Raw genomic sequence first — 15915 nt, forward strand, 5'->3', positions numbered from 1 at the left:
AAATAATGGTGCGGTCGGAGAGACTTGAACTCTCACACCTCTCGGCGCCAGAACCTAAATCTGGTGCGTCTACCAATTCCGCCACGACCGCAGCAAATCTTTATAGTCATACTGAATATTGGTGATTCAATATAACGTTGTCTTTTCTTTCTCGAAGAAAGAATGGTGGCTACTGCGGGATTTGAACCTGCGACCCCATCATTATGAGTGATGTGCTCTAACCAACTGAGCTAAGTAGCCATCTGAGAGCGAGACAATATAATATAATCTTGCTTTCAATGCCATTATCTTTTTAAAGATAATTACACTTTAAATTGTGGCTGGGCTACCTGGATTCGAACCAGGGAATGCCGGCATCAAAAGCCGGTGCCTTACCGCTTGGCGATAGCCCAACAATGATATCTTAAAGACATCTCAATATGGTGCGGTCGGAGAGACTTGAACTCTCACACCTCTCGGCGCCAGAACCTAAATCTGGTGCGTCTACCAATTCCGCCACGACCGCGTTATTTCCTAAAAACTCTTTGTTACTAAAGACAAACTTTAATATCAAATAGAGTGCTTAGGAAATGGTGGCTACTGCGGGATTTGAACCTGCGACCCCATCATTATGAGTGATGTGCTCTAACCAACTGAGCTAAGTAGCCATTTCCATATTGTTGCTCATTTCGAAACGTTGCCGCTTCGCTGTGAACGGGGCGCATTATGCGGAGTTGAGTGAAACCCGTCAACTTTTTTTTTGAATAAATCGCGAATAAACATCTGTTCGGTTTCTTTTTAGGCAAAGAGGCGTATTTGTCGACAAAAAACAGGTCTAAAAGGCGATATATATAGGAAGTTAAGTTTCTGGTGAGGGACAATTTAGAAAGGGGAAAAACAAAAAGGCCAGTGAATTCACTGGCCTTTTTTCTAGATGTTTAATCAGAATTATACATTGAAGCGGAAGTGAACAACGTCACCATCTTTAACGATGTATTCTTTACCTTCAAGGCGCCATTTACCTGCGTCTTTCGCACCGCTCTCACCGTTAAATTCGATGAAGTGATCGAATCCAACAACTTCAGCACGGATGAAACCTTTCTCGAAGTCTGTGTGGATCTTACCCGCTGCTTGTGGCGCAGTTGCACCTACAGGGATTGTCCAAGCACGAACTTCTTTAACACCAGCTGTGAAGTAAGTCTGAAGAGTCAGTAGTTCGTAACCAGAGCGGATCACTCGGTTAAGACCTGGTTCTTCGATACCCATATCCGCAAGGAACTCTTCGCGATCTTCGTCATCAAGCTCAGAAAGCTCTGATTCGATTGCTGCACAAACAGCAACAACAACGTTGTTTTCGTTTTCTGCGTATTCACGAACAGCGTCTAGGTATGGGTTATTTTCAAAACCATCTTCTGCAACGTTTGCGATGTACATTGTTGGCTTAAGCGTTAGGAAGTTTAGGTAGCCGATTGCTGCCGCTTCTTCTTTGCCAAGTTCAACAGTACGTGCCATACCACCTTCAGTTAGAACTGGAAGTAGCTTTTCTAGTACAGTGATTTCGAATTTAGCGTCTTTGTCGCCGCCTTTCGCTTTCTTCGCGTTACGTTGAATTGCACGCTCACAGCTGTCTAAGTCAGCCAGTGCAAGTTCTAGGTTGATCACTTCGATATCTTCAATTGGAGATACTTTGCCAGCAACGTGAACAATGTTTTCATTTTCAAAGCAGCGTACAACGTGACCGATAGCGTCAGTTTCACGGATGTTAGCTAGGAATTTGTTACCAAGACCTTCACCTTTAGATGCGCCAGCAACTAGGCCCGCGATATCTACGAATTCCATTGTCGTTGGAAGGATCTTCTGTGGATTAACAATTTTTGCTAATGCATCTAAGCGTAGATCTGGAACCGGAACGATACCTGTGTTTGGTTCGATCGTACAAAATGGAAAGTTTGCTGCTTCGATGCCTGCTTTAGTCAGTGCGTTAAACAGAGTTGACTTACCAACGTTTGGTAGACCAACGATGCCACATTTAAAACCCATGATATAAACCTTATTCTGCTTTGAACGTATGTAAGCGATTTTGTGCTTTTGGTAGGCCATCTTTTAATAAGATGTCTAGGCTGCGAACCGATTCGTCAACGACGGCCTCGATACACTCTTGCTCTTTTTGAGGAGCTTTGCCTAATACATAACCTGCAACTTTATCTTTGTGTCCTGGATGGCCGATGCCTAATCTAAGACGATAGAATTCTTTATTGTTACCCTGCTTGCTGATGATGTCTTTCAGACCATTATGTCCGCCATGACCACCACCTTTTTTAAACTTTCCAATACCAGGAGGCAGATCTAACTCATCGTGAGCGACCATGATCTCTTCTGGTTTAATTTGGTAGAACTTTGCTAAGGCTGCAACTGCTTTGCCTGACAAGTTCATAAAAGTCGTTGGGATCAGCAAACGAAGATCTTCACCGTGAACCATGATACGACCCGTTAGGCCAAAGAACTTTGGTTCGTTCTTTAGTGTCACGTTATGTACACGCGCTAATTCTTCAACTACCCAAGCGCCCGCGTTGTGGCGAGTTTTGGCGTATTCTGGACCTGGATTAGCCAGTCCAACGAGAAGTTTTATTTGTTGGCTCAAGGTATGGATCTCTCTTGGGATTTCAAAAAGCGCCGTATGATATCACAGTTTATGAAAAAGGTGCGAGCTAGCTGATAGCTGCGCGATTATTCCTGTTTGTGATAACTAGCAGTGCAATATTACTCAGACATAAAAAAAGCACTTCATTGACTGAAGTGCTTAATATCTTTCTCTCGCGTGTTTCTAAAACCAAGCTTTTGTAAAAAAAGCTATTGGGCTTTGATTAGTTGAACATCGCTGAGATTGATTCTTCGTTGCTGATACGACGAATCGCTTCAGCAAGCATGCGAGAAAGGCTAAGTGTTGTCACTTTACCCGTCGCAGCCATCTCTGGAGATAGAGAGATAGAATCCGTTACGATAACTTGGTCTAGAACAGAGTTCTTGATGTTGTTCGCAGCAGTACCAGAGAAAACAGCGTGAGTTGCGTAAGCGAATACACGCTTAGCACCGCGCTCTTTAAGCGCTTCAGCTGCTTTACATAGTGTGCCACCCGTATCGATCATGTCATCAACGATAACACAGTCACGACCTTCAACATCACCGATTAGGTTCATTACTTCAGAAACGTTAGCACGTGGACGACGCTTATCAACGATAGCGATGTCAACATCACCTAGCGCTTTAGCCGTTGCACGAGCACGTACAACACCACCAAGGTCTGGAGAAACCACTACTGGGTTTTCTAGGCCACGGTTCGCCATGTCTTCTAGAAGAACTGGAGTGCCGAAGATGTTATCAACAGGTACATCGAAGAAGCCTTGGATTTGCTCTGCGTGTAGGTCGATAGTAAGAACGCGGTCAACGCCAACGTTAGAAAGGAAATCTGCAACAACTTTTGCAGTAATTGGCACACGAGCAGAACGTACACGACGATCTTGACGGGCATAACCGAAGTAAGGGATTACAGCAGTAATACGGCCAGCAGAAGCACGGCGCATTGCGTCAATCATTACCACCAATTCCATTAGGTTGTCATTGGTTGGTGCACAAGTTGATTGAATCAGGAATACATCGCTACCACGAACGTTTTCATTGATTTGAACAGCGACTTCGCCATCAGAAAAACGGTCTACAGTAGCATCGCCAAGAGAGATGTATAGACGATCAGCAATACGTTGGGCTAGTTCAGGTGTTGCGTTACCAGCAAATAGCTTCATATCAGGCACGGTGGAAACCTCGGGTTGCGTCCAGTTTTAAATAGATTGTGGGTGGGCTGAGTGGTATTCAGCCAAAGTTTCTTTTAAAGGAGAAATGTTTCGTCCTTTCGCTACAAAAGCGGAAACTGTGTCAGGCAGTTGTTCCAACACCAATTCGGCTTCTTTTTTGCTGCTAAATTCAGCAAAAACGCACGAACCAGTGCCAGTCAATCTCGACGGCGCGTATTGTAGCAGCCATGAAAGTTGCTTATCAACCTCTGGGTACAGCATTCGCACAATTTTTTCGCAATCGTTTACGTATTCTTGCTCTAGAAGCGTTGATAGCGCTCGCTTCGGCGTATTTCGAGTTAATTCTGAATGTTTGAATATGTCTGCAGTTGCTATGCTCACTTGAGGTTTGGCGACTAGATACCATTTTTCATCCGGATTAGCTGGTGACAATTGTTCTCCAACCCCTTCAGCAAAGGCGGCGTGGCCTCGAACGAAGACAGGAACGTCAGCACCAAGCTTCAAACCGATCTCGGCGAGTTGATCGTCTGACAGGTTGAGTTGCCATAAATAATTCAGAGCGACCAACACGGTTGCTGCATTTGAAGAGCCTCCGCCAATACCGCCACCCATAGGCAGTACTTTCTTGAGTTCAATATCGGCACCGAAACAGGTTGAGGTATATTGCTGTAGCGCAGTAGCGGCTTTCCAGATCAGGTTGTCTTCAAGTGCTACCCCAGGGATTTCTGGTGTGATTGTTATCGAGCTAGTTTCTGAGTTTGCGGTAACCGTCAGTTCATCACCAAAATCGACAAACTGAAATAAAGTTTGAAGTTCGTGATAGCCATTGTCACGTCGACCAGTGATATAGAGAAATAAATTCAGTTTAGCCGGAGAAGGCCAATGGGTTGGCGTTGTTATCATCTTTTCAGTGTCCACTTCGAAACTACAATGTTGATTTTGTTATTGTCTTGCTTGAATGACAATCGAGTAGGGAGTGGGATTATCTCTACCTTAGTGTTGTCTTCACCCGATAGTTGCTTATTCGGCATCTCTGTATTGCGATAGTTAGCAAAACTCAGTGTCCATAATTGGTTGCTGACTTGTTTGGTGAGAGATTCAAGCGTGTTGGTCGTGTTCAATTGGTAGCTATCGGCTTGGTCTGGAATGCCAAGGAACCATTGTGGCAGGTGATCAATAGGGATCTGTAAACCTGTCAGCTGCTCAACCAAGACTGAAGCGCTCGCATGAGTAAGTACTTGATCGCCATAGGTCACGACTTTTGCACCCGATGGATCTATGGTTAGGTTCAGTGCAGTTTGACCGAGAAAAGTAGTGAGCCTTAATTGACTTTGATTTGGTGAATGTTTCCAAATGAAATTTAGGCTTTGGCGCTGCTCTGGAGAAATGTAGGCGAGCTTGCCCGAGGCTTGGTAGTTTTCTATCTGTAGAAGTCGGTTTTGGTGACTTTGCCACTCAACACTGGTCGGTTGTTCTGGGATAGACGAGCAACCCACCATAATTATGGTCATAAAAATAAGAGACGTGATTCTACGAAGTTTGCTCATATTTGCTCACAACTTGTTCAAATTTATCTAAAAAACGCTTCAACTATAGCATTGAATTCACGAACTCAGGAAAACAAATCCCGCTTGCTCTTTAAATAGAGCCATGCATCAAGTAAAATTCGCCCCTTGTTTCCATTCCCTGATCGAGAACTTCTGATACATGTCTTTGCTTGCCGTAGGTATCAATCACAATACAGCGTCGGTTGAATTGCGAGAAAAAGTCGCTTTTGGTCCAGATAAATTATCTGAGGCACTCAAGCAACTTAACGCAAATGCACACGTGAATGGAAGTGTCATACTTTCTACCTGTAATCGAACTGAAGTGTATTGCGACGTTAAAGGCGTGGCTAAAAACAAACTCATCGATTGGTTGTCGGTTTTCCATCAAGTTAGCCCAGAAGAGCTAAAGCCAAGCCTTTATATCCATGAAGAGCAAGCCGCGATTAAACACTTAATGCGCGTTGCTTGTGGTTTGGACTCTTTAGTCTTGGGTGAACCGCAGATCTTAGGTCAGGTGAAGCAAGCGTATACGGACTCGCGAGAGAACAAATCCGTTGATGCTTCAATGGAAAAACTATTCCAGAAATCATTTTCTGTTGCGAAGCGTGTTCGAACTGAAACTGAAATCGGCGGAAGCGCGGTTTCTGTAGCTTACGCAGCCTGTACCTTAGCCAAGCATATTTTTGAATCCATCGCAGATTCAACCGTGTTACTGGTTGGTGCGGGTGAAACCATTGAGCTGGTGGCTAAGCACCTTTCGGCGAATGGCTGTACAAAAATGATTGTGGCGAACCGAACTCGAGAACGTGCTCTAGGGCTAGCAGAAGAATTTGGTGCTGAAGTGATCAGCTTGAATGAGATCCCTGATCATCTTCATCGAGCGGACATCGTAATTAGCTCAACCGCAAGTCCATTGCCTATTATCGGTAAGGGTATGGTTGAGACTGCTCTAAAAACAAGAAAGCATCAGCCGATGTTATTGGTTGATATTGCCGTTCCACGTGATGTGGAATCGCAGGTTGGTGATCTAAATGATGCCTACCTTTATTCGGTTGATGATTTGCAGTCGATTGTTGATGGCAATATCGAACAACGTAAAGTTGAAGCGATTCAAGCTGAAGCGATCGTCAGTGAAGAAAGTGCCGCGTTCATGAGTTGGATGCGCTCTTTACAAGCGGTAGACAGTATTCGAGATTACCGTAAATCGGCTAACGAAATCCGCGAAGAATTATTAAGTAAAAGTTTACAATCGCTTGCCGCTGGCGGTGACCCTGAAAAAGTTTTACTCGAGCTCAGCAATAAGCTCACAAACAAATTGATCCATGCTCCAACGCGCGCACTTCAAAGTGCAGCTGAGCAAGGAGAACCTGCAAAATTAATGGTCATTAGACAGAGTTTGGGCTTAGAAAACCCTCAATAATATTAGACCTCCAACAAGATAAGACATTATGAAAGCCTCGATTCTAGTAAAGCTTGAAACACTTGTTGAACGCTATGAAGAAGTTCAACATCTACTTGGTGATCCAGATGTAATCGGGAATCAAGACAAATTCCGTGCACTTTCGAAAGAATACTCTCAACTTGAAGAAGTGACAGCTTGCTTCCAGTCATACCAGCAAGCGAAAGAAGATCTAGAAGCTGCTGAAGAGATGGCAAACGAAGACGACGCAGAAATGCGTGAAATGGCTCAAGATGAAATCAAAGATGCGAAAGCAGCAATTGAGCGTCTGACTGATGAGCTACAGATTCTTCTTATTCCAAAAGATCCAAACGATGAGCGTAACTGTTTCCTAGAAATCCGCGCAGGTGCGGGTGGTGATGAAGCAGGTATCTTCGCGGGCAACCTGTTCCGTATGTACTCTAAGTTTGCTGAGAAGAAAGGTTGGCGTGTTGAAATCATGAGCAGCAATGCTTCTGAGCAAGGCGGCTACAAAGAGATGATCGCTAAGGTTAGTGGCGACGCTGTTTACGGCACCATGAAGTTTGAGTCAGGCGGTCACCGTGTACAACGTGTACCTGAAACCGAATCTCAAGGCCGTGTTCACACGTCAGCATGTACGGTTGCGGTTATGCCTGAGATCCCAGAAGCGGATCTTCCAGAAATCAAAGCGGGCGACCTTAAAATTGATACTTTCCGTGCATCAGGCGCGGGTGGTCAGCACGTTAACACCACGGATTCAGCAATCCGTATTACTCACTTACCAACGGGTACAGTAGTAGAGTGTCAGGACGAGCGTTCTCAGCATAAAAACAAAGCGAAAGCGATGGCTGTTCTTGCTGCTCGTATTGTTCAAGCAGAAGAAGAGCGCCGCGCGGCAGCGGTTTCTGATACACGTCGTAACCTACTAGGTTCGGGTGACCGTAGTGACCGTATTCGTACGTACAACTACCCACAAGGCCGTGTTTCGGATCACCGTATCAACCTTACAATTTACCGTCTTAACGAAGTACTTGAAGGTGACATGCAAAGCTTGCTTGATCCTGTACTTCAAGAGCACCAAGCCGATCAGCTTGCTGCACTTGCAGAGAACAACTAACCAGTATGCAGTCAGCATATACGGTTGAAAGTGCTTTAAAAGCAGCAATCGTAAAGCTTCAAGAGGGTGATAACACATCACCCTCTATTGATGCCGCGGTACTGCTTTGTCACGCCTTAGATAAACCAAGATCTTACCTACTGACTTGGCCTGAGAAGCATCTCACCTCTGAGCAAGAGTCTGAATTCAATGCCCTTCTAAAACGTCGCTTAACCGGTGAGCCTGTGGCTTACATTATCGGTGAGCGTGAGTTTTGGTCACTGCCGTTAAAAGTTTCCCCTTCTACATTAATCCCACGCCCAGATACCGAGCGTTTGGTTGAAGTAGCGTTGGATAAAACCTTTGGCAAGCAAGGCGCGATTCTCGATTTAGGGACAGGTACAGGTGCTATCGCGTTAGCATTGGCGTCTGAGATGCCGAATCGACAGGTGACGGGTATTGATCTTCGCCCTGAAGCGCAGCAGCTTGCGACAGAGAATGCACAGCGTCTCAACATCACCAATGCGACTTTTTTGCATGGTAGTTGGTTTGAGCCTTTGAGCTCTGAAGGCGTTGTGAAATTCTCTCTGATTGTTTCTAACCCGCCATACATTGAGAAGAATGATCCTCATTTGTCTCAAGGCGATGTGCGTTTTGAGCCGATCACAGCACTGGTTGCTGAAGAGAAAGGGCTTGCAGATATTCGATACATTTCTGAAAACGCACGTGGCTTTTTGGAAAATGAAGGTTGGTTAGCATTTGAACACGGCTATGACCAAGGTTTGGCAGTTCGTGAGATTATGCAGGCGCTCGGTTATCTCGATGTTGTCACAGAGAAAGATTACGGTGGTAATGACCGAGTGACATTGGGTCGTTACTGTTCATAGTTAGTGATTGTTAATCGTCTTGTGAGCAATGGATGATGAACTTGCTAAATTGATACCTTTAACTCGACAATACATTTAACCCGATAATGCATTTAACGCAGAAATACAGAGATTTTATGCAGAACTACAGAGCATTAACGGGTATTGTGAGGCTCGTGTTAACGAAAGCACATATAAAAATATAAAGGAATACCATGTACGAAGGTCTAAAACATTTTCACCTATTAACGATTGCTATAAGTGCGCTACTTCTCTCGATTCGTTTCGCTCTTATGATGGCTAACTCACCTAAGCTTAAGCATCCTTTCTTGCAGCGTTTCCCTCATATCAATGACTCGTTGCTATTGCTATCGGGTATTGGTTTGATTTTCATCACTGGCTTTATTCCATTTACACCAGCAGCACCATGGTTAACCGAAAAACTAACTTGTGTTATGGCTTACATCGCATTAGGTTTCTTTGCGCTTAAGCTAGGTAAAAACAAGCTACTGAGAGTATTCTCTTTCTTTGGTGCGCTTGGCTGGTTAGCGATGGCAGGCAAAATCGCAATGACCAAGACACCAACATTTTTCGGTTAATTATCTCCTTATTTCGGTTAACTATCTATGTACGAATTTTTTGATGAAGACTTTGACCAGCTAGAGTTAGCTGAAGGTGCATTGATCTTAAATAAAGCGATTAACCCAGAAACTCAAGACAGTTGGGCAGAGCAAGAGCTGGCGAGATTGTTAAAAGACGCCGAGTTTGCTTTGGTTAATGAAACCGATGAACAGCAGAAGTTTGAATCTTTTATTCGACTATTCTTTTATGAATGGGGTTTTGCTGGCGATAAAGATGCGTATTTCTCTTCGGAAAACGCGTTCATCGATAAAGTGCTTGAGAGAAAGAAAGGCATTCCAGTGAGTCTGGGGGCGATCTTTCTTTTTCTAGGTCGCAAGCTAGGCTTTCCTGTAGAGGGCGTCTCTTTCCCGACTCAATTCTTACTTAAAGTAAGTTGGTACGGGCAAGCTGCAGCCTATATTAACCCTTATAACGGTGAGTATGTTGGCGAACAAACGCTGCGAGCATGGTTAATTGGCCATGATGGCCCATTAGCTAAGGTGAAACCTGAGCACTTAGAAGTCGCCGACCACCCAACAATTATTGGTAAGTGGTTAGCCCTGCTCAAGAGTGCACTGCTGCGAGAAGAGCGTTATACACTTGCATTGAAGTGTACTGACCTTGCTTTGACGTTTGTACCTGATGACCCATATGAAATCCGTGACCGCGGTTTTATCTATCAGCAGCTAGACTGTCACCAAGTAGCCGCAACCGATTATCAATACTTTATCGACCAATGCCCAGATGACCCGGCATCTGAGTTACTGAAATCTCAAGTGAACGTCATGAACGAAAAGACAGTGGTTGTTCACTAATTAATAATTATTTAGAGAGAATATGATGGAACAGAAAACAGTTCATATTGGCGATATGCCAATTGCTAACGACAAGCCATTTACGCTATTTGCAGGCATGAACGTTCTTGAATCTCGTGATCTTGCTATGCAGATCTGTGAGCACTATGTAAAAGTAACCGAGAAGCTGGGCATCCCTTACGTATTTAAGGCGTCTTTTGATAAAGCGAACCGCAGCTCAGTTCATTCATACCGTGGTCCAGGAATGGAAGAAGGTCTCAAAATCTTCCAAGAGCTGAAAGATACTTTCGGCGTGAAGATCATTACTGATATCCACACAGAAGCTCAAGCTCAGCCTGTTGCGGATGTGGTTGATGTAATCCAACTACCTGCATTCCTAGCTCGTCAAACTGATCTTGTTGAAGCAATGGCTAAGACTGGCGCAGTAATCAACGTGAAGAAGCCTCAGTTCATGAGCCCGAATCAAGTTGGCAACATCGTTGATAAGTTCGCTGAGTGCGGTAATGACAACATCATCCTTTGTGAGCGTGGCGCTTGCATGGGTTACGATAACCTTGTTGTGGATATGCTTGGCTTTGGCGTAATGAAGAAGTCTTCAAACGGTAGCCCAATCATCTTCGACGTGACGCACTCTCTACAAATGCGTGACCCATCAGGTGCTGCATCTGGCGGCCGTCGTGAGCAAACGGTTGAGCTTGCTAAAGCGGGTCTTGCGACAGGTATTGCGGGTCTGTTCATTGAAGCTCACCCTAACCCAGACCAAGCTCGCTGTGATGGCCCATCTGCGCTACCTCTAGACAAACTAGAGCCGTTCTTGAAGCAGATGAAAGCACTGGATGACCTTATCAAAGGCTTTGAGCACATCGATATTAAGTAGCTGAAGCTGATGTTAAATAACTCGCTAATGTAAATTAGTTAAAGTGGTTATTTAACGATATCAAATAAACGCCCAACTCTAAGAGTTGGGCGTTTTTGTTTATCTGGGTATCAGTTCGTTTCGTTGTGCGCTTATCTGTTCTTTTGAGCGCTAATTAGCGCTAGATGATTAAATCCTTGTTAACAGAATCTTTGACTCCCTAAGAAATAACCATGAGTGTGTGAGGTCTGTCCTGTTTACAGTAAATTACTGATGTTCATCACACTTTATAAGTAAACGATTGCCTGTGATGCAGGGGAAGTTTGAGTGTAATCTCATAATTTTGTTACACTTAACTGTTGATCTATGCGTGACCAATTCGACATAAATATGAAATCGTCGTGTTACATCTAGAATGTTAATTTAAGATTAGTCATGTTGAAGTCTTATTGTTCGAACTCCAGGAAAGGGGTCGCAATAGATTATAAAAAGCAGTGGATTCCCCTAAAAAGTTCAAAGGTATGACAATGAAGCAACGCATTATTCTAAAGACAGCACTAAGTGCTGCAATCCTAGCTACTTTAGCTGGGTGTGCGTCTCAATCAGCTCATGATTGGAACCAAGACGAAACTTACAAGCTAACGATTCTTCACACAAACGATAACCATGGTCGTTTCTGGCAGAATAAATACGGCGAATACGGCATGTCTGCGCGTAAAACGCTTGTTGACCAACTTCGTTCAGAAGTTGAAGCAGAAGGCGGTAGCGTGTTGCTTCTATCTGGCGGTGACATCAACACGGGTGTTCCAGAGTCAGACCTTCAGGACGCAGAACCTGATTTTAAAGGTATGAACAAAATTGGTTACGATGCAATGGCATTGGGTAACCACGAGTTTGATAACTCTTTAGACGTACTACAAAAGCAGATCGACTGGGCTAACTTCCCAATGTTATCTGCAAACATCTACGATAAAGCGACAGGCGAACGTAAATTCCAAGCGTACGAAATGTTTGAAAAGCAAGGCATCAAGATTGCGGTTATTGGTTTAACAACTGAAGATACCCAAAAGATTGGTAACCCTGAATTTATCGCAGGCATCGATTTCCGTGACCCTAAAGAAGAAGCGAAGAAGCTAATCGCTGAACTTAAAGAAACAGAAAAACCGGATCTAATCTTTGCTGTGACTCACATGGGTCACTACGAAAACGGTCAACGTGGTGTTAACGCTCCGGGTGATGTTGCACTCGCTCGTTACCTAAACGAAGGCGATCTAGACATGATCGTTGGTGGTCACTCTCAAGAGCCTGTATGTATGGAAGGCCCTAACGTAGCGAAGAAAAACTTCAAGCCGGGTGATGAGTGTAAGCCTGACGTACAGAACGGTACTTACATCGTTCAAGCTCATGAGTGGGGCAAGTACGTAGGCCGTGCTGATTACGAATTCCGTAACGGCGAACTAGAGATGGTGAGCTACGATCTGATTCCAGTTAACCTTAAGAAGAAAGTTAAGATTGACGGTAAGAAGCAACGTGTTCTTATTCAAGATGAAATCGCACAAGACCCAGAGTTACTTGAATTCCTACGTCCTTTCCAAGAGCAAGGTCAAGCACAGCTAGAAGTTCAAATTGCTGAAACTAATGGCAAGCTTGAAGGCGACCGTAACGTTGTTCGTTTCCAACAGACTAACCTAGGTCGTTTGATTGCAACGTCTCACATGGAGCGTGCAAAAGCAGACTTCGCTGTGATGAACTCTGGTGGTGTACGTGATTCAATTGAAGCCGGTGATGTGACTTACAAAGACGTACTAACAGTACAACCTTTTGCAAACATCCTGACTTACACAGACATGACGGGTAAAGAAGTTCTAGATTATCTAAACGTAGTGGCGACTAAACCAATCGATTCTGGTGCTTACGCACAGTTTGCTGGTATCTCAATGACAGTGGCAAACGGTGAAGTATCGAATGTATTCATCGGTGGCAAACAGCTTCGTCTAGACGAAACTTACCGTTTCACAGTGCCAAGCTTCAACGCAGCTGGTGGTGATGGTTACCCTAAACTGTCTGACCACCCTGGTTACGTAAACACTGGTTTTGTTGATGCTGAAGTACTGAAAGAGTACCTAGAAGCAAACAGCCCGGTTGACGTGAACAAGTACGCGCCTTCAGGCCAAATGGTTTACAAGTAATTGAATCCAAGCAATTGTATCAATAGGTGCTAAATTAGATTGACTCTAGCACCATGATAAATTTAACTAAAGCGACGCCTCGGCGTCGCTTTTTGTTTATCTATCGTTTGGATTTGTTATGACCCCTGCAATCAATCTCGCCAAGAAAAAGAAAATCGCTCATAGCGTGCATCAGTATCATCATGATGCGAATAATACGAACTATGGTTTAGAAGCCGTTGAAGCGCTTGGTCAAGATCCCAAACGTGTATTCAAAACGCTGTTGTTCTGCTTGAATGGTGTGGCGAAAGATTTGGCGGTCGCCGTTATTCCTGTCGACCAGAAGCTAAACCTAAAACTGGCAGCAAAAGCGGCGAAAGGCAAAAAAGCAGAGATGGCTGATCCAGATATTGCTCAGAAAACCACGGGTTATGTCGTGGGGGGAATTAGTCCGCTTGGTCAGAAGAAAGCACTACCTACCTTCGTTCATTCCAGTGCGACAGGTTTTGAAACGATATGTGTGAGTGCAGGTAAGCGTGGGCTAGAGATTGAATTAGACCCAAAAGACTTAACACTGCTGACTCGCGGCCAGTTTGCTGATCTATGTTTATAGATTGTTGTCATGATGATAAAACTATCGAATGACAAACAAAAACGCCCGCTAGACTAATCTAGCGGGCGTTTTTATATCGAGTGTCTCGTCTTACTGATTCTGACTACTTCTTCAGACCTAAAGTACCGCCAACACGCTTTGGTGCAGGTTTGTTCGGTCTGTTTGAATCTTGGCTGCGGTTTGCCGGCTTACCGCTTCTACGATCGGTATTATCGCGATCTGTGCGATTGCGATCCGAACGGTTTCTATCTGAATTAGAACGCTCTGAACGAGAGTTCGATTTCCAGTTCTCGGTATTACCACCGCTTTCACCATTCGATGAATTGCGGCCACGCTTTGAATTAGGTGCATGACGGAATTCATCCGCATTGTTACCGCGGTAGGTGCGTGTACGGTTCTCGTTTTGATTACGGCGCGCTGTTGAAGCTTGGTTCTCTTCACGGCTATCAAAAAGTTTCGCGTCAGTCGCTTTGCGAATGCGTTGACCTTTCGCGTTCATTTTTGACGCATCTTCCGTACTTACTGAGCCTTCACACATCGCTAAAATTTCAGTGATCTCTTCGTCGCTCAGGTAGCGCCATTTGCCGTTAGGAATACCGTCTAGTGAGATATTCATAATACGAACACGACGCAGTTTAAATACTTCATAACCGAGCGCTTCACACATACGGCGAATTTGGCGGTTAAGGCCTTGTGTTAGCGTAATTCGGAATGAGAACTTAGTCTCTTTCTCTACTTTACATGGCAAAGTGACTGTATCGAGAATGTGAACGCCAGCGCCCATTTGCTTCAAGAATTCCGTCGTAATCGGCTTATCTACACGCACCACGTATTCTTTCTCGTGGTTGTTACCTGCACGTAGGATCTTGTTTACGATGTCGCCGTCATTGGTTAGGAAGATAAGGCCATCAGAAGGCTTATCTAGACGACCAATCGGGAAAATGCGCTTGTGGTGGCCAATAAAGTCGACGATGTTGCCAGGAATATCACGCTCAGTCGTACAGGTGATACCTGTTGGTTTATTGAGAGCAATGTAAATCGGCTTCTCTTTTGAGCGAACAGGCTTATTGTCGATCTCAACATCATCACCTGGCAAGACTTTAGTACCCATTTCAGGGATCTTACCGTTAATAGTAACTCGGCCTGCATCAATGAGCTTATCGGCTTCGCGGCGTGAGCAAAAACCAGTTTCACTGATGTATTTATTAAGGCGTTTAGCTTGGGATTCTTGTGACATGATATTCTCTTAGCGTTTCACAACGGAAATATAGATAAACAAAAAGCAACCTTTGGATAGTTGCTTTGAGTTGAAATTCGTTAACTGAGGTAATTTTAGCACTTGGTGTGAGTCTAGGCACGAAATATCGATCTTGATGCAAAATCGTTACTAGTCCATTTATCTATCTCAACCTATTAACTGGTGCGTTTTTGATGGCGCTCTCTGTTCTCTAGCTTTTTCTCATTACTCTTTCTGAGCATTACGTAGACTGCGCCCGTACCACCATGAAATTGCTGAGCAGAATGAACACATTGAACGTCGTTGATTTGTGTTAGCCAATTTGCCACGTAGCTTTTCATCATTGCAGGTGGATTCGAACGCTCACCCTTACCATGAACAATGATGACGGTACGAACATCCATTCTTAAACACTGACGCAAAAATGAAAGCACTTCGTTACGTGCGTCTTTCAGTGTTTTCCTATGAAGGTCGAGCTTGGCTTGAATAGGGTATTTTCCTAGGCGCAGCTTTTTGTATACGCCTTCTTGTACACCGTCTTTTTTATAAGCAACAACATCGTCTGGCTTGATCATTGGCGAATAGTCTAATGATAAGTAGTCTTTCTCGTCGTCAGACAGCCACATAGCGGCTTCACGCTTAGCAAGGTGAGATTCGGTGACTCGGTGTACTTTCTGGTGTTCAGCGGTGTCATGGTCGATACGTTTAACATCGCCCATCATTTCTTGGAATAGATCTAAGTCATCATCATGAGACATAGTGTGTATCTCAAGTTGGAGAAGGATAGGGTAAGTATACCTAAGTTGAGGTTAGGTTTAAAAATGAAAAAACTGGAGAAGACAATAAGTCTGCTCCGGTGCAAAGCGTTTTGACATTTACTTATAAAGT

Annotated in this window: 15 protein-coding genes and 5 tRNA genes; 8 read left to right on the top strand and 12 right to left on the bottom strand. The window is 44.3% G+C overall.

Going from position 1 to position 15915, the window contains the following annotated elements; all coding sequences use genetic code 11:
- Positions 1-6: 6 nt before the first annotated feature.
- From AB4274_RS02875 to lolB, 10 genes are all read right to left on the bottom strand, one after another.
- Positions 7-91: transfer RNA gene (locus tag AB4274_RS02875), tRNA-Leu, on the bottom strand.
- 72 nt (positions 92-163) lie between these two features.
- A tRNA-Met gene (locus AB4274_RS02880) sits at positions 164-240 on the bottom strand.
- 77 nt (positions 241-317) lie between these two features.
- Positions 318-392, bottom strand: a tRNA-Gln gene (locus AB4274_RS02885).
- A 28-nt stretch (positions 393-420) separates the two neighbouring features.
- Positions 421-505 (bottom strand) — tRNA-Leu (locus AB4274_RS02890).
- Between the two features lie 65 nt (positions 506-570).
- A tRNA-Met gene (locus AB4274_RS02895) sits at positions 571-647 on the bottom strand.
- 280 nt (positions 648-927) lie between these two features.
- Positions 928-2019, bottom strand: coding sequence for a redox-regulated ATPase YchF (gene ychF, locus AB4274_RS02900; RefSeq protein WP_010439159.1), 1092 nt, complete (start codon positions 2017-2019; stop codon positions 928-930).
- Positions 2020-2029: 10 nt separating this feature from the next.
- Positions 2030-2620, bottom strand: coding sequence for an aminoacyl-tRNA hydrolase (gene pth, locus AB4274_RS02905; protein ID WP_004739815.1), 591 nt, complete (start codon positions 2618-2620; stop codon positions 2030-2032).
- A gap of 223 nt (positions 2621-2843) precedes the next feature.
- Positions 2844-3788 (bottom strand): ribose-phosphate pyrophosphokinase, encoded by a 945-nt coding sequence (locus AB4274_RS02910; protein ID WP_004739814.1) that lies wholly within the window; start codon positions 3786-3788, stop codon positions 2844-2846.
- A 27-nt stretch (positions 3789-3815) separates the two neighbouring features.
- Positions 3816-4691, bottom strand: a complete 876-nt coding sequence (gene ispE / locus AB4274_RS02915; protein WP_372110927.1) for a 4-(cytidine 5'-diphospho)-2-C-methyl-D-erythritol kinase — start codon at positions 4689-4691, stop codon at positions 3816-3818.
- Positions 4688-5335 carry a lipoprotein insertase outer membrane protein LolB gene (gene lolB / locus AB4274_RS02920; RefSeq protein WP_372110929.1) on the bottom strand — a complete coding sequence of 216 codons (648 nt, stop codon included), beginning with the start codon at positions 5333-5335 and terminating at the stop codon, positions 4688-4690. The genes ispE and lolB overlap by 4 nt, the downstream gene beginning before the upstream one ends.
- Before the next feature lie 160 nt (positions 5336-5495).
- On the opposite strand from lolB, the gene hemA reads away from it, so the two are divergent.
- The 8 genes from hemA to ybaK all read left to right on the top strand — a co-directional run bounded on the left by hemA (position 5496) and on the right by ybaK (position 13790).
- Positions 5496-6755, top strand: coding sequence for a glutamyl-tRNA reductase (gene hemA / locus AB4274_RS02925; protein WP_017062312.1), 1260 nt, complete (start codon positions 5496-5498; stop codon positions 6753-6755).
- A 28-nt stretch (positions 6756-6783) separates the two neighbouring features.
- Positions 6784-7872, top strand: a complete 1089-nt coding sequence (gene prfA, locus AB4274_RS02930; RefSeq protein WP_017062313.1) for a peptide chain release factor 1 — start codon at positions 6784-6786, stop codon at positions 7870-7872.
- A 5-nt stretch (positions 7873-7877) separates the two neighbouring features.
- Positions 7878-8738: a peptide chain release factor N(5)-glutamine methyltransferase gene (gene prmC, locus AB4274_RS02935; protein WP_017062314.1), complete on the top strand. Its 861-nt coding sequence runs from the start codon at positions 7878-7880 to the stop codon at positions 8736-8738.
- 194 nt (positions 8739-8932) lie between these two features.
- The gene (locus AB4274_RS02940) at positions 8933-9316 is read left to right on the top strand and encodes a SirB2 family protein (protein WP_009848726.1); all 384 of its coding nucleotides are present in this window, start codon (positions 8933-8935) and stop codon (positions 9314-9316) included.
- Positions 9317-9343: 27 nt separating this feature from the next.
- Positions 9344-10153, top strand: coding sequence for a SirB1 family protein (locus AB4274_RS02945; RefSeq protein ID WP_017064164.1), 810 nt, complete (start codon positions 9344-9346; stop codon positions 10151-10153).
- 22 nt (positions 10154-10175) lie between these two features.
- Entirely contained in the window at positions 10176-11030 is an 855-nt protein-coding gene (gene kdsA, locus AB4274_RS02950; protein ID WP_017069619.1) for a 3-deoxy-8-phosphooctulonate synthase, read from the top strand.
- A gap of 506 nt (positions 11031-11536) precedes the next feature.
- Positions 11537-13198 carry a bifunctional UDP-sugar hydrolase/5'-nucleotidase UshA gene (gene ushA / locus AB4274_RS02955; protein ID WP_372110932.1) on the top strand — a complete coding sequence of 554 codons (1662 nt, stop codon included), beginning with the start codon at positions 11537-11539 and terminating at the stop codon, positions 13196-13198.
- Positions 13199-13316: 118 nt separating this feature from the next.
- Positions 13317-13790: a Cys-tRNA(Pro) deacylase gene (ybaK, locus tag AB4274_RS02960; protein ID WP_050651812.1), complete on the top strand. Its 474-nt coding sequence runs from the start codon at positions 13317-13319 to the stop codon at positions 13788-13790.
- A gap of 103 nt (positions 13791-13893) precedes the next feature.
- Here ybaK and rluF read toward each other — a convergent pair whose 3' ends face one another.
- Both rluF and smrA read right to left on the bottom strand, forming a co-directional pair.
- Positions 13894-15027: a 23S rRNA pseudouridine(2604) synthase RluF gene (rluF, locus tag AB4274_RS02965; RefSeq protein WP_017064161.1), complete on the bottom strand. Its 1134-nt coding sequence runs from the start codon at positions 15025-15027 to the stop codon at positions 13894-13896.
- Positions 15028-15203: 176 nt separating this feature from the next.
- Entirely contained in the window at positions 15204-15785 is a 582-nt protein-coding gene (smrA, locus tag AB4274_RS02970; RefSeq protein WP_017062320.1) for a DNA endonuclease SmrA, read from the bottom strand.
- Positions 15786-15915: the final 130 nt, after the last annotated feature.

The sequence above is a fragment of the Vibrio sp. 10N.261.55.A10 genome (genome assembly GCF_041470825.1).
Lineage (GTDB): Bacteria > Pseudomonadota > Gammaproteobacteria > Enterobacterales > Vibrionaceae > Vibrio > Vibrio crassostreae_C.